Annotated in this window: 23 protein-coding genes; 16 read left to right on the top strand and 7 right to left on the bottom strand. The window is 69.8% G+C overall.

The annotated features are described in order from the left end of the window. Both ACTIFJ_RS09700 and ACTIFJ_RS09695 read right to left on the bottom strand, forming a co-directional pair. A partial coding sequence (locus ACTIFJ_RS09700; protein ID WP_439533908.1) for a heme-binding protein occupies nt 1–1,122 on the bottom strand: 1,122 nt, incomplete at its 3' end. Continuing rightward, the gene (locus ACTIFJ_RS09695; protein ID WP_439533907.1) at nt 1,119–2,426 is read right to left on the bottom strand and encodes a multiheme c-type cytochrome; all 1,308 of its coding nucleotides are present in this window, start codon (nt 2,424–2,426) and stop codon (nt 1,119–1,121) included. The genes ACTIFJ_RS09695 and ACTIFJ_RS09700, both read right to left, overlap by 4 nt. A gap of 235 nt (nt 2,427–2,661) precedes the next feature. On the opposite strand from ACTIFJ_RS09695, the gene ACTIFJ_RS09690 reads away from it, so the two are divergent. Further along, nucleotides 2,662–3,261: a LolA family protein gene (locus ACTIFJ_RS09690; RefSeq protein WP_439533906.1), complete on the top strand. Its 600-nt coding sequence runs from the start codon at nt 2,662–2,664 to the stop codon at nt 3,259–3,261. 194 nt (nt 3,262–3,455) lie between these two features. Here the strand turns inward: ACTIFJ_RS09690 and ACTIFJ_RS09685 are convergent, their stop codons facing one another. Further along, entirely contained in the window at nt 3,456–3,965 is a 510-nt protein-coding gene (locus ACTIFJ_RS09685; protein WP_439533905.1) for a DUF1330 domain-containing protein, read from the bottom strand. Between the two features lie 75 nt (nt 3,966–4,040). On the opposite strand from ACTIFJ_RS09685, the gene ACTIFJ_RS09680 reads away from it, so the two are divergent. The 4 genes from ACTIFJ_RS09680 to ACTIFJ_RS09665 are packed head-to-tail and all read left to right on the top strand — an operon-like array spanning nt 4,041 to nt 6,602. Then, the gene (locus tag ACTIFJ_RS09680) at nt 4,041–4,829 is read left to right on the top strand and encodes an exodeoxyribonuclease III (RefSeq protein ID WP_439533904.1); all 789 of its coding nucleotides are present in this window, start codon (nt 4,041–4,043) and stop codon (nt 4,827–4,829) included. A gap of 5 nt (nt 4,830–4,834) precedes the next feature. Next, on the top strand, nt 4,835–5,896 hold the full coding sequence (locus tag ACTIFJ_RS09675) for a GTP cyclohydrolase II (protein ID WP_439533911.1): 1,062 nt from the start codon (nt 4,835–4,837) through the stop codon (nt 5,894–5,896). After that, nucleotides 5,896–6,405, top strand: coding sequence for a L,D-transpeptidase family protein (locus ACTIFJ_RS09670; protein ID WP_439533903.1), 510 nt, complete (start codon nt 5,896–5,898; stop codon nt 6,403–6,405). The genes ACTIFJ_RS09675 and ACTIFJ_RS09670 overlap by 1 nt, the downstream gene beginning before the upstream one ends. Continuing rightward, the gene (locus tag ACTIFJ_RS09665; protein WP_439533902.1) at nt 6,405–6,602 is read left to right on the top strand and encodes a hypothetical protein; all 198 of its coding nucleotides are present in this window, start codon (nt 6,405–6,407) and stop codon (nt 6,600–6,602) included. The genes ACTIFJ_RS09670 and ACTIFJ_RS09665 overlap by 1 nt, the downstream gene beginning before the upstream one ends. 146 nt (nt 6,603–6,748) lie before the next feature. Here the strand turns inward: ACTIFJ_RS09665 and radC are convergent, their stop codons facing one another. Both radC and map read right to left on the bottom strand, forming a co-directional pair. After that, the gene (gene radC, locus ACTIFJ_RS09660) at nt 6,749–7,432 is read right to left on the bottom strand and encodes a RadC family protein (protein WP_439533901.1); all 684 of its coding nucleotides are present in this window, start codon (nt 7,430–7,432) and stop codon (nt 6,749–6,751) included. Next, nucleotides 7,432–8,232 carry a type I methionyl aminopeptidase gene (gene map, locus ACTIFJ_RS09655; RefSeq protein ID WP_439533900.1) on the bottom strand — a complete coding sequence of 267 codons (801 nt, stop codon included), beginning with the start codon at nt 8,230–8,232 and terminating at the stop codon, nt 7,432–7,434. The genes radC and map overlap by 1 nt, the downstream gene beginning before the upstream one ends. Nucleotides 8,233–8,348: 116 nt before the next feature. Here map and ACTIFJ_RS09650 point away from each other — a divergent pair, with 116 nt between their 5' ends. Genes ACTIFJ_RS09650 through ACTIFJ_RS09605 form a run of 10 tightly spaced genes read left to right on the top strand, consistent with a single transcriptional unit; the run spans nt 8,349 to nt 16,342 of the window. Then, nucleotides 8,349–9,101 (top strand): competence/damage-inducible protein A, encoded by a 753-nt coding sequence (locus ACTIFJ_RS09650; RefSeq protein WP_439533899.1) that lies wholly within the window; start codon nt 8,349–8,351, stop codon nt 9,099–9,101. Between the two features lie 10 nt (nt 9,102–9,111). Next, nucleotides 9,112–9,387 carry a lipopolysaccharide assembly protein LapA domain-containing protein gene (locus tag ACTIFJ_RS09645; protein WP_439533898.1) on the top strand — a complete coding sequence of 92 codons (276 nt, stop codon included), beginning with the start codon at nt 9,112–9,114 and terminating at the stop codon, nt 9,385–9,387. Next, nucleotides 9,384–10,058, top strand: a complete 675-nt coding sequence (gene pyrF, locus ACTIFJ_RS09640) for an orotidine-5'-phosphate decarboxylase (RefSeq protein WP_439533897.1) — start codon at nt 9,384–9,386, stop codon at nt 10,056–10,058. The genes ACTIFJ_RS09645 and pyrF overlap by 4 nt, the downstream gene beginning before the upstream one ends. After that, complete coding sequence (locus ACTIFJ_RS09635) at nt 10,055–10,690, top strand: phosphoribosylanthranilate isomerase (RefSeq protein ID WP_439533896.1); 636 nt, start codon at nt 10,055–10,057, stop codon at nt 10,688–10,690. Before pyrF ends, ACTIFJ_RS09635 begins: the two co-directional genes overlap by 4 nt. Beyond that, nucleotides 10,687–11,901 (top strand): tryptophan synthase subunit beta, encoded by a 1,215-nt coding sequence (gene trpB / locus ACTIFJ_RS09630; protein ID WP_439533895.1) that lies wholly within the window; start codon nt 10,687–10,689, stop codon nt 11,899–11,901. Before ACTIFJ_RS09635 ends, trpB begins: the two co-directional genes overlap by 4 nt. After that, a complete protein-coding gene (gene trpA, locus ACTIFJ_RS09625; protein ID WP_439533894.1) occupies nt 11,901–12,734 on the top strand; it encodes a tryptophan synthase subunit alpha in 834 nt (277 codons plus the stop codon). Before trpB ends, trpA begins: the two co-directional genes overlap by 1 nt. After that, nucleotides 12,731–13,600: an acetyl-CoA carboxylase, carboxyltransferase subunit beta gene (accD, locus tag ACTIFJ_RS09620; protein WP_439533893.1), complete on the top strand. Its 870-nt coding sequence runs from the start codon at nt 12,731–12,733 to the stop codon at nt 13,598–13,600. The genes trpA and accD overlap by 4 nt, the downstream gene beginning before the upstream one ends. Nucleotides 13,601–13,641: 41 nt before the next feature. Continuing rightward, the gene (locus tag ACTIFJ_RS09615; RefSeq protein ID WP_439533892.1) at nt 13,642–14,961 is read left to right on the top strand and encodes a bifunctional folylpolyglutamate synthase/dihydrofolate synthase; all 1,320 of its coding nucleotides are present in this window, start codon (nt 13,642–13,644) and stop codon (nt 14,959–14,961) included. 20 nt (nt 14,962–14,981) lie between these two features. Beyond that, on the top strand, nt 14,982–15,386 hold the full coding sequence (locus ACTIFJ_RS09610; RefSeq protein WP_439533891.1) for a hypothetical protein: 405 nt from the start codon (nt 14,982–14,984) through the stop codon (nt 15,384–15,386). After that, nucleotides 15,383–16,342 (top strand): alpha/beta fold hydrolase, encoded by a 960-nt coding sequence (locus tag ACTIFJ_RS09605; RefSeq protein WP_439533890.1) that lies wholly within the window; start codon nt 15,383–15,385, stop codon nt 16,340–16,342. Before ACTIFJ_RS09610 ends, ACTIFJ_RS09605 begins: the two co-directional genes overlap by 4 nt. Here ACTIFJ_RS09605 and ACTIFJ_RS09600 read toward each other — a convergent pair. Together ACTIFJ_RS09600 and ACTIFJ_RS09595 are read right to left on the bottom strand one after the other, a co-directional pair. Beyond that, nucleotides 16,339–17,184: a GNAT family N-acetyltransferase gene (locus ACTIFJ_RS09600; protein ID WP_439533889.1), complete on the bottom strand. Its 846-nt coding sequence runs from the start codon at nt 17,182–17,184 to the stop codon at nt 16,339–16,341. The two genes, ACTIFJ_RS09605 and ACTIFJ_RS09600, sit on opposite strands and share 4 nt — an antisense overlap. A 37-nt stretch (nt 17,185–17,221) precedes the next feature. After that, entirely contained in the window at nt 17,222–18,511 is a 1,290-nt protein-coding gene (locus ACTIFJ_RS09595) for an AmpG family muropeptide MFS transporter (protein ID WP_439533888.1), read from the bottom strand. 77 nt (nt 18,512–18,588) lie between these two features. On the opposite strand from ACTIFJ_RS09595, the gene ACTIFJ_RS09590 reads away from it, so the two are divergent. Further along, nucleotides 18,589–19,080: a DUF2721 domain-containing protein gene (locus ACTIFJ_RS09590; RefSeq protein WP_439533887.1), complete on the top strand. Its 492-nt coding sequence runs from the start codon at nt 18,589–18,591 to the stop codon at nt 19,078–19,080. The last annotated feature ends 178 nt before the right edge of the window (nt 19,081–19,258 follow it).

Raw genomic sequence — 19,258 nt, 5'->3', positions numbered from 1 at the left:
GGCGCGCACCTCGGCCGCACTCAGCGGCGCCGACACCTCGCCGCCGTCGGTCGCCGCGCGCACCGGGAAACGGTTATTCCCCGCCCCGTCGCTGATCACAAAGGCATCGGGATGGTTGAATTCGGCCGAAGTCGCGCCGCGCACGCCGCTCGCCTCGCTGCCATAGGCGCTGCCGGCAATGATGCCGCCGCCGCTGAACCCGGCCACCGTCACCAGCGTGCCGGTCAGTGAACCGAACGCCGGCGCCGCCCCCGGGTTGCTGCGCAGCCCGTCAACGCGCGCATCGCTGTAGCGCAGCAGCGTGCCATCCACCGAGATGCGATTGGCGGTGATCGTCTCCGGCGGCACAAAGCCAGTGGTGGCGGCCAGCGCAATATGCTCCTCGTCGTCGATATCAATATCGACGATCTCGGGGTCGAAGCCATAGTCTCCGTCGCCCATCACCCCGACGCCGCCAACCACCACCCCGTTCTTGTACAGCGGAAACCCGCCCGGATCGGCCGCCAGCCCCAGCGGCGAGCGCTTCGGCCCGATCATCGCCGCGCCGACCCCGAACCGCGTGTTGAAGTCCGAGCACGGCAATTGCGAGAACTGCACGCCGAACAACGGTCCCGATTCCAGCCCGCGCGTGCTGGCGCTCGGCGGAAAATGCTCCTGCACGATCATCGACGCCGTCCGCGTCGAAAAGGCATTGCCGGCGCTCGAAAGATAGGCCCCGGTCACCGCCTTGGCGATCGCCGCCAGCGCCGCCGGCACGCTCACCCCCTGCAGATCGAGGTTGCCCCCCGCCCCGGCGCGTGTCGTGGCTGTCGCAGGCGCCCCGGCCATCCGGTAGACGGCCAGCACATTGCCGACCCGGTCCACCACCGCGATCACCGACGGCCGGCCGCGCGCTTGCGCCTCCGCCGCTGCGCGGGCGATCACCGTCTCCACCTCGCCGACCGTCAGCGCCTCCTGCGCCGGCCGCGCATAGACGCTGGCCGGCGTCGCCGGTGTCGGCGTCGATCCGCCCGGCCCGGAGCCGGTCACCGGGCTCTGGCTGCCGCCCCCGCTCTCGCCGCCCCCGCCCCCGCAACCGGCCAGCAGCAGCGCCGAGGCCAGCAATGTCCATCGCACGGTCATTTCAGCGCCCGCACCCGGGCTGCCACGCCGGCCAGCGCCGCGCGCAGCGCCCCGGCCTCCCAGCGGTTGGCATCGACCGACGCCAGATAGGCCCGGTCGAGTGCCGGCCGCATCGCGTCCATTTGCGCCCGTGTCATCGCCCCGTCCCGGGCCAGGCTGGCGATCAGCGTGTCGGCGGCCATCACCGCCTGCGCCCCGCCCTGGTAATCGGTCAGCCGCGCCGCATCGCCGACCAGCACCGCCTCGATCATCGCAAAGCCCTGCGCCCGGTCGAACCGCTGCCGCTCGAACTGCGCCGCCAGCCGCTCGGCCGTCGCCGCCAGCGCTGCCGCCGCAGCCACCGCCTGCTGCCGGTCGCCGGTCAGCGCCAGATGAAAGGCCCGGCTGCGCGCCTCCAGCTCGCCCGCCAGCCCCGGCGCCGCCACCTTGGCCGCCGCCGCCAGCATGATCAGGCTCTCGTCGTTCCACACCACGCTGCCCGGCGGCACCGGCCGCCCCGGGTTGGTCCGCCCGGCAATGTCCACCTTCAGGTCATCGGAAAAAGTCCGGTGGCAGGACCGGCAATCGAAGAAATAAAATTCCGGAAACGCGCCGCCACTGCGCGCCGGATACAGCCGCAGCGCCCGCGACACCGCCAGCGCCTGCCCCACTGCCCAGGCCTTGATCCCCGGCACCACGGTCTTCCGCGCCGCATAGTCGCCATCCTCGTCATGGTGGGACTGCAGGCTGGTGAACAGGTCGAGCTCGAAGGACAGCCGCGGATGCCCGGCCGCCATGATCCGGTGCGTCACGAACTGCCCGGGCTTGGCCGAACCGAAATGGCAGTCGAGGCAGAGAGCGGCCCGCACCCCCGCCTCGTTCACCGCCCGCATCCCGCCCGCCACATTGTCGGCATGGCTGGCGCTCACCGCCGCATGGCTGGCCAGCCAGCGCCCGGACGCCGCTCCGTGGCAGGCCTCGCAGCCGACGCCATCGGCCTGCACGAATCCCGGCCCCCGGTTCGGCGCCGGGTCGCCGTGGCAGGCGATGCACTCGGCCGACGCCTGCGGATTGCCGATCCCCAGCCGCCGGGCGATCGCCTGCCCCCGCGCCCCGGCCAGCACGCTCCAGGCCCGGGCATGGGCGCCGGTCAGGCTCGCCGGGTCCTGCCAGGTCATCAGTTCGTTCTGCCGCACGCGCGGGCCGGTCGCCTCCTGCCGGCCATGGCAGGTGCTGCTGCCGCAACTCGCCACACCCAGATGCATGGCCGTGTCGTGCCGCGCTGCCGCCCCGCCCGATGGCTGCGCGCCGCCGCCGCTCGTCATCAGCCCGGCCGCCAGGCCAAGCGCGAGCAGCCGCTGCCACCACCGGCCAGACCCCCACGCTGCCTGTCCTTCTGCCCCCGGGCCAACCATTATATGCCTTTTGTCCACCCTCCCCGATACGCTAGCAAAGCCACCCCCGGTTGCATAGCAAAGCCGGCTGTTTTCAGAGAATAAGCCGGCGTCGTGGCTGTTCAGGTTCATGGCACGGCAAGCCCAACTCTGGTAATCCGGTGCCATGAAAACCCTCCTCGCCCTCCCCCTGATGCTCGCCGCCGCCCCACTGGCCGCCGCCCCGGCCACGCTCGACGATGTCGGCCGCAGCCTCGCCGCCACCACCAGCATGACCGCGCAGTTCGTCCAGACCGGCGCCGATGGCCGCAGCCTCACCGGCACGCTGTCGCTGGCCCGCCCCGGCAAGGTCCGCTTCGCCTATGACAAGGCCAAGATCCTCATCGTCGGCGATGGCCGGCTGCTGACCTTCGTCGATTATTCGGTCCGCCAGGTCTCGCAGTGGCCGGTCAAGTCGACCCCGCTCGGCATCCTGCTGTCCGAGGCACCCGACTTGTCGAGCATGGCGAAGATCGTCGCCGCCAGCGATGACGGCGTCATCGTCGAGGCCCGCGATCCCAAGCGGCCGGAGTTCGGCACGCTGGCCATCCGCTTCACCCGCGCTGCCGGCGCGCCGGGTGGCCTGTCGCTGGCCGGCTGGACCGCCCGCGACGCCCAGGGCAGCGAGAGCGTCGTCCAACTGAACGACGTCCGTTACAACGCCGATCTGCGCAAGGCCGACTGGTCGTTCCGCGATCCCCGCCCCGCGACGCGCCGCGCCGGTTGAAAAAAGTCAAGATGACGCGCTTTTCCTGACAGTCGTTCATGCGAGCGCAAGGTGGCGGCGCTATATTGAGACACATGGATGGTTCTGGTGCTGGAGTTCGCCCCCTGTTATCCAGCACATATCAGGCCACCTGTTGCGTGACGAGCGCAAGAACGACCCCCGCTCCATGCCCCCGGAGCGGGGGTCAACTTGTTTCAGGGCCCTTTTATCTGAGGAACTTGTGCCAGGTCCGCATCTTTTGACGGCTTGACTGTCCCGAAGGCCGGCCACCACGCCGCAACACCAGGCGGCGGCGCCGCTTCCGGATAGACCGTCACCGTGAATGTGCCCGCACTCGGGTTCAGCCGCAGCGGCTTCAGCTTTTCCTGATATTCCTTCGAATACCAGAAGGCCCGGGCATGGGCGAGGCAGGGAAAACGCACCATCAGCATCGAGTCCCGCGGTCCCGGTGTTCCCTCAAACGTGTCGATCACCCGCGGCACGTTCATGTAATAGCCGCCAAGCTTGTCATAGAGCCCCGAATCGCGAATCGCCTTGCCATATGCCAGCACCCGCTCCCGGTCCGTGATGTCGCCGGCCACCAGCATGATCACCGGCTTGTCGTCGCAGACGCCCGGCGCGGGCGGCGCATGGGGCGGGGTACCGGGCGGCGCTTGCGCCATCACAGGAGCCGCAATCAGCCATGACAGGATCAGCCGTCGCATGGCCCTATTGGATACCCTCTCCTGCTTCACTGCAACCCCCGTGACGCCGGCCCCGGCTTCGCCTAAGGGCAGATCATGCCTGTCTCGATCGCCAGCTGGAACATCAATTCGGTGCGCTTCCGCCTCGACATCGTCGAGCGCTTCCTCACCGAGCACGCCCCGGACATCCTCTGCCTGCAGGAAACCAAGGTCATAAACCCGGACTTCCCGCATCCGATGTTCGAGCGGCTCGGCTATTACCACCGCCTGCTCAACGGCCAGCGCATGCACCATGGCGTCGCCATCGTCTCGCGGCTGCCGCTCACCGAGGATCGCCGTCACGACTGGCAGGACAATGGCGAGGCCCGCCACATCGGCGCCCGGCTGCCCAATGGCCTGCTGCTGGAAAATGTCTATGTCCCCGCCGGCGGTGACATCCCCGATCCGGTGATCAACCCCAAATTCGGCCAGAAACTGGCCTTTGTCGAGCGAATGACCCGCTGGTCCGAAGCCCTGCGCGAGCCCACCCTTATCGTCGGGGACTTCAACATCGCCCCGCTCGAATGCGATGTCTGGAGCCACAAGGCGCTGCTCGATGTCGTCAGCCACACGCCGATCGAGGTCGAGGCGCTGTCCCGCCTCCAGGCGAGCCACGCCTGGGTCGATCTCGGCCGCCATTTCATCCCCCCGCCCCAGCCGCTCTACACCTGGTGGAGCTACCGCGCCCAGGACTGGCGGGCCTCCAACCGCGGTCGCCGGCTCGATCACCTCTGGGCCTCGCCCGAGGCCGCCCGCGCCGCCACCGGCTTCACGGTGCTGGAGGACGCCCGCAGCTGGGGCAAGCCCTCGGACCATATCCCGCAGATCGTGACGCTGGACCTGTGACCCTGCTGCCCGGATACGCCGCCGTCGCCGCCTCGGACGCGCTGCGCCGCGGCCAGGTCGTCGGCGTCGGCAGCCTCGCCATCCTGTCTGCCGAGCTCGCCGACGACACCAGCCTCGCCGGGCTCGAAGCTGACACCCGGGCCAGCCTGATCATCACCGCCCAGCGCGCCGCCGCGCTCAAGCTCGCCAACCAGATCGCCGCCGCCGCCGCCGATCCCGAGCCGGTCTGGGTCGAGCGCCCGGCCTGGCTCGATCTCGCCGCCAGCCGCGCCGTCGCCGACCCGGTGCTCGATCTCGCCACGCCGATGAAAGGCCCGTTCCGCACCCGCCCGATCGCCGACCCGGCCAGCGCCCGCGCCGCCATCGCGCTGGCCAAGCACGCCGGCCTGATCCCCAGCGTCTATGCCGTGCCCCTCTCCGCCACCCAGCCCGTCATCACCGCCAGCGCCGCCGAAGCGCTCGCCCTCCCCGCCGCCGCCGCCCGCCTTCACATCTCGTCGCGCGCCCGCCTCCCGCTGGCGCTCGCCCCCGATACCGAGGTCGTCGCCTTCCGCGCCGCCGATGGCGGCCCCGAGCATCTGGCGCTGGTCATCGGCGATCCGCCCCGGGACCATCCCGTCCTCGCCCGGCTGCACAGCGCCTGCCTGACCGGGGACATCCTCGGCAGCCTCAAATGCGATTGCGGCCCCCAGCTTCACGCCGCGCTCAAGGCCCTGTCCGCCAACGCGTTGGGAGGCATCCTGCTCTATCTCCAGCAGGAAGGCCGCGGCATCGGCCTGCTCAACAAGCTCCGCGCCTATGCCCTGCAGGACCAGGGCTTCGACACCGTCGACGCCAACACCCGCCTCGGCTTCGCGCCGGACGAGCGCGATTTCAGCCTCGCCGCCACCATGCTCAAGGCGCTCGGCGTCAGCGCCGTCGAATTGCTGACCAACAATCCGGACAAGGTCGTCGGCCTTCAGGCGCACGGCCTCGCCACCAGCCGCCGCCCGCACAGCCTGCCCGCCAACCCCCACAACGCCCATTATCTCGCCACCAAGCGGGACCGGCAGGGCCACCAGCTCTGATGGCGCCGCCCCTCGTCGCCGACACCGCCGCCGGCACCCTCGCGCTCGGCCCGGAAACCGTCCCCGCCCGCTTCGGCCGCGCCGGCGCCTGCCTCGCCGCCGACAAGCGCGAAGGCGATGGCCGCACGCCGCTCGGCCGCTACGCCCTCACCGCCGCCCTTCTCCGCCCCGATCGCGGCCTCGCGGCCCCGCGCACCGCCCTCCCCTGGCGCTGGCTCCGCCCGCAAGACGGCTGGTCGGACGACCCCCACGACCCCGCCTACAACCGCCCCGTCACCCACCCCCATCTCCACAGCGCCGAGCGGCTGTGGCGGAACGACGACGCCTACGACATCCTGCTCACGCTCAGCCACAACACACCCCCAACCCCCGGCCTCGGCAGCGCCATCTTCCTCCACTGCCTCCAGCCGGACGCCCGCCCCACCGAAGGCTGCATCGCCATCGACCGCGATACCCTCGCCCGCTGGCTCCCCCAACTCACCGCCGCCACGCCGCTCGACATCGTCTGATGCGCACCATCACCGGCACCGCGACCGTCCGCCTCTATCACCTCGACGAGGCCGACCCCGTCGCCCACACCCTGTTCTACGGCCCCCTCGACGAGGCCCTGGCCCTCGCCGCCGCCCAGCCCGAAGACATCCAGCCGGGCCTGTGGATCGCCACCGACAACGATGTCATCGCCTGGATGGATTTGAAAGAGGATTGAAGAAGGCCTCCGGCGGCTGGGGGCGAAGCCCCCAGACCCCATGAATTGGGTCTGTGCTTTCACCGGCGGCGGTTTCGAGAGGACGAACGCCATATTTGGGGTCTGGGGGCGTCGCCCCCAGCCGCCGGAGGCCAGTTTCCTATGACCTAGATCAGCCCCTGCGCCCGCATCGACACATGGCCGCCCCGGCCGATGATGACATGGTCGTGCACCACCAGCCCGAGATGCCGGCCGGCCTCGATGATTGCCCGTGTCATGGTGATGTCGTCGCGGGACGGTTGCGGGTCGCCGCTGGGGTGGTTGTGGACGAGAATCATCCCGGCGGCCTGCAGTTCGAGCGCCCGCTTGACGATTTCGCGCGGGTAGACGGGCGCGGCATTGTTGGTGCCGTCGCCCATGGCTTCGTCGCGGATCATGATGTTGCGGTTGTTGAGGAAGATGACGCGGAACTGCTCGGTGGCGCGGTGGGCCATGCTGGCGTGGAGATAGTCGGTCAGCGCCTGCCAGCCGGAGAGAACGGGCCGGTCAAGCGCGGCGGTGCGCAGGCTGCGCAGCATGACGGCTTCCACGAACTTGATCGAGGCGGCGGCGCCGTCGCCGAGCCCGTCGACGCGGGCGAGTTCGGCCGGGCTGGCGGCGATCAGCGTGGCGAGGTCGCCGAATTCTTCGAGCAGCCGCTTGGCGAGCGGCTTGGTGTCTCGGCGCGGGATGGCGAGTGCCAGCAGATATTCGAGCAGCTCATAGTCGTGGAAGCCGTCGCCGCCGCCTTCGAGCAGCCGCTGGCGCAGGCGCTCGCGGTGGCCAGCGCTGCTGCCCCCGTCGTCGGCCATCAGCCGAGCAGGGGTGACCGGGTAAACACTTCGCAGCCATCCTCGGTGATACCGATCGAATGTTCCCATTGCGCCGACAGCGAGCGGTCGCGGGTCACGGCGGTCCAGCCATCGTCGAGGATCTTCACCTCGGGCCGCCCGGCGTTGATCATCGGTTCGATGGTGAAGAACATCCCGGGCTTGAGCACGATGCCGCGCCCCGGCTTGCCGTAATGGACGACATTGGGCGCGTCATGGAAGATCTGGCCGAGACCATGGCCGCAGAAATCCCGAACCACCGAGAAGCGGTTGGCCTCGGCATGGGTCTGGATGGCATGGCCGATGTCGCCGAGCGTTGCCCCCGGCCTGGCCACCGCGATGGCGCGTTCGAGGCATTCGAGCGTCACTTCGGCCAGCCGCCGCGCCTTCAGCGGCACGTCGCCGACCAGGTACATCCGGCTGGTGTCGCCATACCAGCCATCGACAACGACGGTGACGTCGATATTGGCGATGTCGCCGTCGCGCAGCTTCTTGGCGGCCGACGGGATGCCGTGGCAGACGACATGGTTGGGGCTGATGCACAGCGAGTGTGAATAGCCACGGTAGAACACGGTGGCCGAGGCGGCGCCGGCGGCGCGGACATGGTCCCAGGCCATCTGGTCGAGGTCGAGCGTGGAGACGCCGGGCACCACATGCGGCGTCAGCATGTCGAGCACTTCGGCGGCGAGCCGCCCTGCGCGGCGCATGCCTTCGAAGCCCTGCGGACCATGGAGGCGGATGGCGCCGTCGGCGACGTCTTCGATAAGCGCGGTATCATTCATACCGCCAAGATAGGCGGCTTGGCCGCGGCATACAATCTTCCCGGTGTCTCCCTCTCGCGCCGCGCCGTACGCTTTGTCGCTTTGCGGGGCCTGCCCGGCTGGTCTAGAGCAGGGCGATGACCACCGATCGCATCTGGACCGCCGCGCTGCTGATCATCGGCGACGAGATCCTGTCGGGTCGCACCCAGGACGCCAATCTCGCCTATCTGGCCAAGTGGCTCGGCGTCCAGGGCATCCGCCTCAAGGAGGTCCGCGTCATCGCCGACGATATGGACGCCATCGCCGCGGCGGTGCAGGCGCTGTCGGCCGGCCATGATTATCTGTTCACCACCGGCGGCATCGGCCCCACCCATGACGATATCACCGTCGATGCCATCGCCGCCGCACTCGGCCTCAACGTCGTCGTCCACCCCCAGGCCAAGGCGATCCTCGCCGAATATTATGGCGAGAACCTCACCGAGGCCCGGCTGCGCATGGCCCGGACGCCGGAAGGCGCGACGCTGATCGAGAACCCGCGCACCAAGGCGCCGGGCATCCGCATCCGCAATATCTTCATCATGGCCGGCGTGCCGGTGATCACCCAGGGCATGCTGGCGGCGCTCGATGGCCAGCTCCAGGGCGGCGCCCCGGTGCTGTCGCGCACCGTCGCCGCCTGGACGCAGGAGAGCGCCGCCGCCGCAACGCTGCTGGCAGTGGAAAAGGCCCATCCCGGCGTCCAGATCGGCAGCTACCCGTTCTGGCGCGAGGGCAAGACCGGCGCCAATTTCGTCATCCGCAGCACCGATCCCGCCCGGCTCGATGCCGTGGCGCAGGCGCTGATGGCCGCGCTGGCCGCCGCCGGCATTGCCCCCATAGACGGCGAACTGTAGACGGCAGGCCATGATACGCTGGATCATCCTGGTCGCGGTTGTCGCCCTGTTCCTGCTGCTGTCGGTGGCGAACTGGACGCTGGTGCCGTTCCTGCTGCCGCAGGGCCATGAGGTGATGATCCCGCTGCCGCTGATCATCGCCGCCGCCTTCCTCGCCGGCTGGTTGCCGACCTGGCTGTCGCACCTCGCCACCACCACCCGCCTGCGCCGCAAGCTGGAACGTCAGGAGCGCCAGCTCGCCGACTATCACCGCCCGCCCGCACCCGTTCCGCCCCCGGAAACATGACCAACCCCGTCTATCTCGCCATCGACACCACCGATCTCGCCGCCGCCCGGCGGCTGGCCACCACCTGTGCCCCGCACATCGGCGGCCTCAAGCTCGGCCTCGAGTTCTTCGCCGCCCATGGCCCGGCCGGTATCAGCGCCTTCAGCGATCACGGCCTGCCGATCTTCCTCGACCTCAAGCTCCACGACATCCCCAACACCGTCGCCGGCGCCGTCGCCGCGCTGGCCCCGCTCGCCCCGGCGCTGCTCACCATCCATGCCGCCGGCGGCCCGGCGATGATCGCCGCCGCCCGCGCCGCCGCCCCGCCCGCCACCGCCATCATCGCCGTCACCGTGCTGACCAGCCTCGACGACGACGACCTGATGCAGATCGGCGTCCTCGACCCGCCCTCGGTCCAGGCCCCCCGCCTGGCCGCGCTCGCCCGGGCCAGTGGCGCCGACGGCGTCGTCTGCTCGCCGCACGAGGCCGCCGCCATCCGTGCCGACTGGCCGCGGGGCCGCCTTGTCGTCCCCGGCGTCCGCCCCGCCGGATCCGACACCGGCGACCAGAAGCGCGTCATGACCCCCGCCGAGGCCCTCGCCGCCGGCGCCTCGATTCTCGTCATCGGCCGGCCGATCACCGCCGCCGCCGATCCGGCCGCCGCCGCCGCCGCGATCGCCGCCAGCCTGTGACCCGCTTCAAGATCTGCGGCCTCTCCACCCCGGAGACGGTCGACGCCGCCGTCGCCGCCGGCGCCTTTGCCCTGGGCTTCGTCTTCTTCCCGCCCTCGCCCCGCCACCTCGGCCTCGATCAGGCCCGCGCCCTCATCGCCCGCGTGCCCGCCGGCATCGCCCGCGTCGCCGTCACCGTCGATGCCGATGACGCCCTGCTCGACGCCCTCCTCGAAACCGGCATCGACACGCTCCAGCTCCACGGCCGCGAGTCGGCCGACCGTGTCGCCGCCGTGCGCGCCCGCACGCGCCGCCCGGTCTGGCTGGCCCGCGGCGTCGCCACGGCCGCCGACATCCGGTCCGCCATCGCCGCCGCCTCTCCCGCCGACGCGCTGCTGCTCGATGCCAAGGCCCCGGCCGACGCGCCTCTGCCCGGCGGCAACGGCCTCGCCTTTGACTGGCGGCTGCTCCACGATGTCCGCCCGCCCCTGCCCTGGGGCCTCAGCGGCGGGCTCGATGCCGAAACCGTCGCGGCGGCACTCGCCAGTGTCCGTCCGGCCTTTGTCGATGTATCCTCCGGCGTCGAAACCGCCCCCGGCATCAAGTCGATTCCCCGCATCAAGGCCTTCGCCCAAGCTGTGAGTACCGCATGAACATCGCCACCCCCTCCCTCCGATCCGGCCCGGACGCCGACGGCCATTTCGGCATCTTCGGCGGCCGCTACGTCTCCGAAACGCTGATGCCGCTGATCCTCGATCTCGAACGCGCCTATGTCGAGGCCCGCGCCGACCCGGCCTACAAGGCCGAGTTCGACGACCTGATGACCCATTATGTCGGCCGTCCCAGCCCGCTCTACTTCGCCGAGCGCCTCACCGATCACCTCAAGGGCGCAAAAATCTACCTCAAGCGCGACGAGCTCAACCACACCGGCTCGCACAAGATCAACAACTGCATCGGCCAGATCCTGCTCGCCAAGCGGATGGGCAAGACCCGGATCATCGCCGAAACCGGCGCCGGCCAGCACGGCGTCGCCACCGCCACCGTGGCCGCCCGCTTCGGCCTGCCCTGCACCATCTACATGGGCGCGCGCGATATCGCCCGCCAGGCCCCCAATGTCTTCCGCATGAAGCTGCTCGGCGCCGAGGTGCGCGCCTGCGAATCCGGCTCGCGCACCCTCAAGGACGCGATGAACGAGGCGCTGCGGGACTGGGTGACCAACGTCCACGACACCTTCTACATCATCGGCACCGCCGCCGGCCCGCACCCCTATCCGGCGATGGTCCGCGATTTCCAGTCGATCATCGGCCAGGAGGCCCGCGAGCAGATCCTCGCCCGCGAGGGCCGGCTGCCCGATACGCTGGTCGCGGCGATCGGCGGCGGCTCCAACGCCATCGGCCTGTTCCACCCGTTCCTCGATGATGCCGATGTCCGCATCGTCGGTGTCGAGGCCTCGGGCCATGGCCTCAAGACCAGCCAGCACGCCGCCAGCCTCGCCGGCGGTCGCCCCGGTGTCCTCCACGGCAACAAGACCATGCTGCTGCAGGACGAGGACGGCCAGATCACCGAGGCGCACAGCATCTCCGCCGGTCTCGATTATCCCGGCATCGGCCCCGAGCACGCCTGGCTGCATTCCATCGGTCGCGTCGAATATCAGTCGGCCACCGACGCCGAGGCGCTGGAGGCGTTCAAGCTGCTCTGCGAGATCGAGGGCATCATCCCGGCGCTGGAGCCGGCCCACGCGCTCGCCGCGATCCGGCGCATGGCCCCCGGGCTCCCCGCCGATCACCTGATCGTCGCCAATCTCTGCGGCCGCGGCGACAAGGACATCTTCACCGTCGCCGAAGCGCTGGGAGTCGAACTCTGATGGACCGTCTCGCCACCCGCTTCGCCGCCTGCAAGGCGCAGGGCCGCGCCGCGCTGGTCACCTTCGTCACCGCCGGCGATCCGGATCTGGAAACCTCGGCCGCCATCCTCGCCGCGCTGCCGGCGGCGGGCGCCGATATCATCGAGATCGGCATGCCGTTCACCGATCCGATGGCCGATGGCCCGGCGATCCAGGCCGGCAACCTCCGCAGCCTCGGCAGCGGCACAAGGCTGCGTGATGTGCTGGCCATGGTCCGCGCCTTCCGCACCCAGGATGCCGACACGCCGCTGATCCTCATGGGCTATTTCAACCCGATCCTCGCCTATGGCCCGGCCCGCTTCGCCGCCGATGCCGCCGCCGCCGGGCTGGACGGCACCATCGTCGTCGACCTGCCGCCCGAGGAAGCCGCCGAGCTCGCGCCCGATCTCGCCGGCCATGGCCTCCACCTCGTCCGCCTCGCCACGCCCACCACCGATGCCGCCCGGCTGCCGCGCGTCCTCCAGGGCGCCTCGGGCTTCCTCTATTATGTGGCGGTGGCCGGCATCACCGGCGCCAATGCTGCCACCGCCACCGATGTCGCCGCCGCCGTCGCCCGGCTCAAGGCCTCGACCGAGCTGCCGATTGCCGTCGGCTTCGGCGTCCGCACCCCCGATCAGGCCGCCGCCATCGCCGCCCATGCCGATGCCGTCGTCGTCGGCTCGGCGATTGTCGAGGCAATCGGTGCCGCCTCGGCCGAACGCGCCAACGACATCCCGGCGCGCATCGCCGCCCAGGTCGGCGCGCTCGCCGCCGCCGTCCGCACCGCCCGCAACAGCAAGGAGCAGGCCGCATGAGCTGGATCACCCGCACCCGCCAGCGCCTCACCGGCTTCATCGGCCGCCGCGAGACGCCGGACAATCTCTGGACCAAGTGCCGCAATTGTGGCGCCATGCTCTACACCCGCGAGTGGGAGGACAATGACAGCGTCTGCCCGCGCTGCGACCATCATGAGCGGATCGGCCCAGCCGCCCGCTTCGCCCAGGTCTTCGACGGCGAATGGACGGTCATCGCCAGCCCCAAGGTGCCCGAGGACCCGCTCAAGTTCCGCGACCAGAAGCGCTATGTCGACCGGCTGCGCGCCGCCCGCGCCAGCACCGGCGAGGTCGATGCGATGGCGCTTGCCGACGGCCATGTCGGCGGCCACCGCGCCGTCGTCGCCGTCCAGAATTTCGCCTTCATGGGCGGCTCGATGGGCCTCGGGGTCGGCGAGGCGTTTCTCGCCGGTGTCCGCGCCGCGCTCGATGCCAAGGCACCGTTCATCGTCTTCACCGCCGCCGGCGGCGCCCGCATGCAGGAGGGCATCCTCAGCCTGATGCAGATGCCGCGTACCACTGTGGGCATCGCCGAGCTGCACGAGGCCGGGCTGCCCTATATCGTCGTCCTCACCGATCCGACCACGGGCGGCGTCACTGCCAGCTATGCGATGCTCGGCGACATCCAGATCGCTGAGCCGAACGCGCTGATCGGCTTCGCCGGCCAGCGGGTCATCGAGCAGACGATCCGCGAAAAGCTGCCCGAGGGCTTCCAGCGCGCTGAATATCTGCTCGAGCACGGCATGCTGGACATGGTTGTCCACCGCCGCGACATGAAGGACACGCTCGCCCGGCTGATCGGCATGCTCACCGCCCGGCCCCGAACCGGCGCCAGCGCGCAGCCCTGATGGCCGTCACCGGGGGCAGAAATGGCGGCGATCAGGGGGGCATGACCACCATGCCGCGCGCCCGGTCGGACAATGCCGTCCTCGATGCGCTGCTCGCCGCCGCCTATGCGCTGCACCCGCGCGAGGTCGACCTGACGCTGGACCGGCTGGTCCGGCTGCTCGGCCGCCTCGGCAACCCGCATCTCAAGCTGCCGCCGGTGTTCCATGTCGCTGGCACCAACGGCAAGGGCTCGACGGTCGCCTTCCTCCGCGCCGGGCTGGAGGCGGCGGGGCTGCGCGTCCACACCTATACCTCGCCGCACCTGGTCCGCTTCAACGAGCGCATCCGCCTCGCCGGCAGCCTGATCGACGACGACACCCTGTCCGAACTGCTCCGCGAGATCCTCGCCCGCAACGGCGGCCAGCCGATCACCTTCTTCGAGCTGACCACGGCGCTGGCCTTCCTCGCCTTTTCGCGCGTGCCGGCCGAGGCCTGTGTCGTCGAGGTCGGGCTCGGCGGGCGGATGGACGCCACCAATGTGCTCGCCGCGCCGCTGGTCACCGGCATCGCCGCGCTCGGACTCGATCATCAGGCCTTTCTCGGCAACACCATCCTGCAGATCGCCGCCGAAAAGGCCGGCATCGCCAAGCCTGGCGTCCCGCTGGTCGTCGCCCGCTACCCGCGCACCGTCACTGCCCGCATCGCCGAGATCGCCGGCGTCATCGGCGCGCCGCTGAGGATGCGCGGCCATGATTGGGATGTCGCCGCCTATGAGGGCCAGCTGCACTTCCGTGATGGCGACGCCCGGCTGGCGTTGCCGCTGCCGCGCCTGCCCGGCCAGCACCAGGTCGACAATGCCGGGCTTGCCGTCGCCATGCTGCGCGCCCAATCGCGCCTCGCCGTGCCCGATGCCGCGCTGCGCGCCGCCATGGGCTGGGCCGAATGGCCGGCACGGCTGCAGGCCATCCATGACGGCCCGCTCCATGCGCTGCTGCCGCCGGACTCTGAGCTGTGGCTGGACGGCGCCCACAACCCCTCGGCCGGCCGCGCCCTGTCCAGCTTCGTCCTCGCCCAGAAGCCGGTGCTGCCGCTAGTGCTGATCGTCGGCATGCTGGCCTCCAAGGACCATGACGGCTTCTTCAAGACCTTCCCGGCCGGCACCCGACTGGTCGCCGTCCCGGTCGCCGGCCATGCCAGCCTCACCCCCGCCGAACTTGCCGCCGCCGCCACCGCCGCCGGCCTCGATGCCATCGCCGCCCCATCGCTGACCGAGGCGCTGGACACCCTCACCGGCCTCGACCGCCCGGTCCGCGCGCTGGTCTGCGGCTCCCTCCACCTCGCCGGCGACTTCCTCCGCGCCAACGGCCCGTTACCGAGCTGATGACCACGCGCGGCAGGGAGGTGAAAAACGCCCTGATCGCGGCCAGCGTCTATTTCATCGCCCTGTTCGCGCTGGGTTTCGGGCTGGGGACGCTGCGCGTGCTGCTGGTCACGCCGCTGGTCGGGCCGCTGGCCGCCACCAGCCTCGAACTGCTGATCATGCTGGCGGCGGCCTATGCCCTCTGCCGCCGGGTGATCGCCCGCTGGCAGGTCACCGGGTCCACGACGCTGCGGGCGGCGATGGCGCTGTGGTTCCTGATCCTGCTGTTTGCCGGCGAGGCGCTGCTCGGCGCTGCGCTGTTCGGCCGCTCTCCGGCCCAGCAATGGCGGGCGGCGCTGGGGACACCGGCCGGCCTGCTCGGCCTGCTCGCCCAGATCATCGTCGCCGGGCTGCCGCTGGGTGTCGGCCGGCAAGCCCGGCGATGATCGGGATTACCCGCCGACAATGGCTGCTCGGCGCGGGCGCCGGGGCGCTGCTGGCCGGCGTCGTCGTCAGGTTGCGCTGCCGCCAGGCGGTCGCCGCCGCCGAGCGGCGCCTGTCGGGCCGCAGCCGGACGGTGATGACGGCGTTCGGCACGGTCGAATATGCGGTCGCCGGCACCGGCCCGCCGCTGCTGATGGTCCATGGCACCGGCGGCGGCTTCGATCAGGGGCTCGGCTTCGCGGCCGCCCTCCGGCGTCGCGGCTATCGCATCATCGCGCCGTCGCGGTTCGGCTATCTGCGCAGCGATTTTCCGGCCGAGCCCTCGCTGGCCAACCAGGCCGATACCTTTGCCGCGCTGCTCGATCATCTGCGCATCGACCGGCTCGCAGTGATCGGCGGCTCGGCAGGCGCGCTGTCGGCATCGGCCTTTGCGTTGCGGCATCCGGACCGGTGCGCGGCGCTGGTCCTGCTGGTCCCCGCCGCCAATGTCAGCGGGCGGGATCCGGTGGCGATGGGCGATGTCCAGCGCCATGCGATCCGCGCCCTGCTCGGCTCGAACCTGCTCTACTGGTCGGCGCTGGAACTGGCGCCCGAATGGCTCATCGGCACGATCCTCGCCACCGATCCCGCGCTGTTGCGGACTGTCAGCGCCAGTGAGCGCCGGCGCGCGTTCGGCATCGCTTCGGATATCATGCCGATCGACGCCCGGACCCGGGGGATGCTCAACGACGCCAGCCAGGCGAGCGATCCGGCGCCCCTCGATTATGGCCGGCTGCGCCCGCCGACGCTGCTGATCTCGGCAGAAGACGATCGGTTCGGCACCGCCGCCACGGCGCGGGCGATTGCGGCGATGGTAAAGCACGCCGAACTGACCATCCTGTCCAATGGCGGCCATATCTGGCTCGGACATGACGAGGCGGTGGCCACGCGCATCGCCGAATTTCTCGGCCGCGCCTAGTCGGCGTCGTTGGCGCCGACGAAGCGACCGGCGTAGCGGCTGGTGATCCGTTCGACCGGCATCACCACGAAGACATCGACGGTGTTGAACTGGCGGTCGACATAGCCGCCGTCGCCGACCATCGCGCCGACGCGCAGATAGCCCTTGATCAGCGGCGGCAACGCCCGTGCCGCGGCGCGGCCGTCGATGCTGGCGATATCGAGGGTGTTCATCGCCACATGATTGTCCGGCCAGGCCCTGGCGCGCAGCTCGGGCGGGGCGAGGTGGTTGTGCCAGAGCCAGGACAGTTCGGCGGCATGGAGCAGCGGGTTGGCGCCGGGCAGCGAGGCGCAGCCGAGCATATGGCCGATCCGGTGCTGCTGGAGATAGCTGGCGATGCCGCGCCACAGCAGGGTGATGGTGGTGTTGTTGCGCCAGGCCGGGGCCACGCAGCTGCGGCCGAGTTCGAGCAGCTGGCTGTCCGGCCGGCTCTGGGCGATCAGCGGGGACAGGTCGTATTCGTTGGCCGAGTAGAAGCCGCGATGCGCGGTCGCCACGTCCTGCCGCAGCAGCCGGTAGGTGCCGACCACCTGGGAGGCGCCGCCGACATCATGATCAACGACCAGCAGATGGTCGCAGATCGCATCATAATCGTCGATGTCTCGGCGCACGGCGACCATCCGCGGCGTCGGGGTGGCGCCCATTTCGTCGTAGAAGATCTGATAGCGCAGCGCCTGGGCGGCGGCAATTTCGGCCTCGGAGACGGCAAGGCGGACATCGAGCTGGCCGACACGGTGGATTGCCGGGGCTTGCGCCAGCAGCGCTGAGGGGACGGCGGTAGGGCGGCTGAGGGGAAGACCCATGGCATGCGGCTCCGTGATGACCCTTGGTGCGCGCTCCCTAGCCGGGATTTGTTACAGATGCGGGTTCGACCACCAGCCCGGCCCGCATCAGCCAGAGGAATAGCAGGATGCCGGGCAGGGCGGCCAGCGTTGTCAGCAGGTAGAAGTCGACATAGCCGAGGCGTTCGATCATCGCGCCGGCCGTGGTGCCGGTCAGGAAGCGGCCGACGATCGAGGTGGCGGCCGAGATCATCGCATATTGGCTGGCGGTGAAGCGCAGATCACAAAGTGCTGAAAAATAAGCGACAAGGCAGACGCCGCCGATGCCGCTGGCGATGTTCTCGAAGCCGATGGCGGCGGCCATCGCCCAATTATTGTGCCCCGCCGCCGCCAGCCCGGCGAAGCTGAGGTTGGAGATGCCCATAAGGATCAGGCTGAGCAGCACGGCGCGTTTCATGCCGAGCCGTGTGTAGAGGATCCCGCCGATGAAGATGCCGATCAGATAGGCCCAGAAGCCGAAGCCGATGTCGTAGATGGCGATCTCGTCGTTGGTGTAGCCCAGGTCGTCGAACAGCAGGCGGAATGTCAGATTTGCGAGCGTGTCGCCGATCTTGTGGAGGAGGATGAACAACAGCACCAGCCCGGCGCCGCTGCGCTGGAAGAATTCCGCGATCGGCCCGACAACCGATTGCCATACCTCGACAATCCCGCGCCGCGCCTGGACGATCAGGCGGCGCGGCGGCTCCTTCATGACGAGCCCGGTGATCATTGCCGGCAGCGCGAAGCCGGCGCAGGCCAGATAGGCGGCACTCCAGCCGACCCGCGACGCCAGCACCAGCGCCAGCGCGCCGGCGGCCGTGCTGCCGATCCGCCAGCCATATTGGCTCATCCCCGAGCCGACGCCGAGCTGGCGCGGCTCAAGCAATTCAATGCGATAGGCATCGATGACGATGTCGAACGTCGCCCCCGCCGCGCCGACCAGCACGGCGGCAATGGCCGTGTAGAGCAGGCTGGCGGCCGGATCGGCGAGGGCCAGGTTGGTGACGGCGGCGATGACCAGCAGGCCGGAGAAGATCAGCCAGGATACCCGCTGGCCGAGATGGCCGATCAGCGGCAGCCGCACGCCGTCCACGGCCCAAGCCCACAACCATTTGAAATTATAGACCAGAAACGCCAGTGTGAAGGCGGTGACGGCCTTTTTGTCGATGCCGTCCTGCGCCAGTCTGGTCGTCAGCGTGGCGCCGATCATGGCGAAGGGAAAGCCCGAGGAGATGCCCAGCGCCAGCGCCGCGAGCGGTGCGGCCTCGGTATAGGGGCGGACGGAGGCGGGCAGCCAGTTTCTGGTCATCGGCGCGACTGTAACGGGGGAATCGGGGCGCGCCAGATGGGATTTGCGGCGGCGCCGGAAAGGGTTAGGTTGCGGCGATGATGGGTGAACCGATTGCGGGCATAGCCCAGAACATCCAGCTGGCGGTGACGCCGGTGTTCTTGCTCACCGCCATCGGGGCGCTGCTTAACGTATTGATAACGCGGCTCGGACGGGTCGTTGACCGTGCCCGGCAGCTCGAGGATGACCTGATGGGGACCGAGCTCAACGACGAGCGGCGGCTGGTGGCACTGGCCGATCTGTCGGTGCTCGACCGGCGGATGGGGGCCGTCAACATGGCGATTGCGCTGTGTACCGCCTCGGCGTTCCTGGTCTGCATCGTCATCGCCATCTTGTTCGTCGGCGAGCTGGTCGACCTGGCCTGGGCGACGGCGGTGGTGTGGTTCTTCATCGGCGCGGTGGCGCTGCTGGCGGGCGGGCTCGGGTTGTTTCTGGCCGAGATTAGAATCGCACTGACCAGTGTCCGGGTGCGCGCGGTTTTGCTCTCCCAGGCGCGTCCGCCGGCCAAAAAAGGCTGGCGGGAGGCCTGAATCGGGACGTTTTGGGACAGGTTTTTGTGGTGGATGGTTACAAAGGTTAGTCCGGCACGCCGGTTTTTCAGCAGCTTATAACCTTATTGTAGCTGAAAACCGGCGTGTAGGACAGGACCTCAGTTCTTCGCCTTGTCGACCAGCGCGTTCTTGCTGATCCACGGCATCATGGCGCGGA

This window comes from Polymorphobacter sp., assembly GCF_051860865.1.
GTDB lineage: Bacteria > Pseudomonadota > Alphaproteobacteria > Sphingomonadales > Sphingomonadaceae > Sandarakinorhabdus.
The sequence above is the reverse complement of the archived record's forward strand: the minus strand, read 5'-3'. Positions and strand labels throughout refer to the sequence as shown.

Excerpts from the sequence above, each read along its gene's own strand:
- map (WP_439533900.1), bottom strand. The coding sequence starts at position 8,232 with ATGAATGATACCGCGCTTATCGAAGACGTCGCCGACGGCGCCATCCGC.
- ACTIFJ_RS09695 (WP_439533907.1), bottom strand. The coding sequence starts at position 2,426 with ATGACGAGCGGCGGCGGCGCGCAGCCATCGGGCGGGGCGGCAGCGCGG.
- ACTIFJ_RS09690 (WP_439533906.1), top strand. The coding sequence starts at position 2,662 with ATGAAAACCCTCCTCGCCCTCCCCCTGATGCTCGCCGCCGCCCCACTG.
- ACTIFJ_RS09665 (WP_439533902.1), top strand. The coding sequence starts at position 6,405 with ATGCGCACCATCACCGGCACCGCGACCGTCCGCCTCTATCACCTCGAC.
- ACTIFJ_RS09595 (WP_439533888.1), bottom strand. The coding sequence starts at position 18,511 with ATGACCAGAAACTGGCTGCCCGCCTCCGTCCGCCCCTATACCGAGGCC.
- radC (WP_439533901.1), bottom strand. The coding sequence starts at position 7,432 with ATGGCCGACGACGGGGGCAGCAGCGCTGGCCACCGCGAGCGCCTGCGC.
- trpA (WP_439533894.1), top strand. The coding sequence starts at position 11,901 with ATGGACCGTCTCGCCACCCGCTTCGCCGCCTGCAAGGCGCAGGGCCGC.
- pyrF (WP_439533897.1), top strand. The coding sequence starts at position 9,384 with ATGACCAACCCCGTCTATCTCGCCATCGACACCACCGATCTCGCCGCC.
- trpB (WP_439533895.1), top strand. The coding sequence starts at position 10,687 with ATGAACATCGCCACCCCCTCCCTCCGATCCGGCCCGGACGCCGACGGC.
- ACTIFJ_RS09685 (WP_439533905.1), bottom strand. The coding sequence starts at position 3,965 with ATGCGACGGCTGATCCTGTCATGGCTGATTGCGGCTCCTGTGATGGCG.
- accD (WP_439533893.1), top strand. The coding sequence starts at position 12,731 with ATGAGCTGGATCACCCGCACCCGCCAGCGCCTCACCGGCTTCATCGGC.
- ACTIFJ_RS09600 (WP_439533889.1), bottom strand. The coding sequence starts at position 17,184 with ATGGGTCTTCCCCTCAGCCGCCCTACCGCCGTCCCCTCAGCGCTGCTG.
- ACTIFJ_RS09605 (WP_439533890.1), top strand. The coding sequence starts at position 15,383 with ATGATCGGGATTACCCGCCGACAATGGCTGCTCGGCGCGGGCGCCGGG.
- ACTIFJ_RS09670 (WP_439533903.1), top strand. The coding sequence starts at position 5,896 with ATGGCGCCGCCCCTCGTCGCCGACACCGCCGCCGGCACCCTCGCGCTC.
- ACTIFJ_RS09590 (WP_439533887.1), top strand. The coding sequence starts at position 18,589 with ATGATGGGTGAACCGATTGCGGGCATAGCCCAGAACATCCAGCTGGCG.
- ACTIFJ_RS09615 (WP_439533892.1), top strand. The coding sequence starts at position 13,642 with ATGACCACCATGCCGCGCGCCCGGTCGGACAATGCCGTCCTCGATGCG.
- ACTIFJ_RS09645 (WP_439533898.1), top strand. The coding sequence starts at position 9,112 with ATGATACGCTGGATCATCCTGGTCGCGGTTGTCGCCCTGTTCCTGCTG.
- ACTIFJ_RS09650 (WP_439533899.1), top strand. The coding sequence starts at position 8,349 with ATGACCACCGATCGCATCTGGACCGCCGCGCTGCTGATCATCGGCGAC.
- ACTIFJ_RS09680 (WP_439533904.1), top strand. The coding sequence starts at position 4,041 with ATGCCTGTCTCGATCGCCAGCTGGAACATCAATTCGGTGCGCTTCCGC.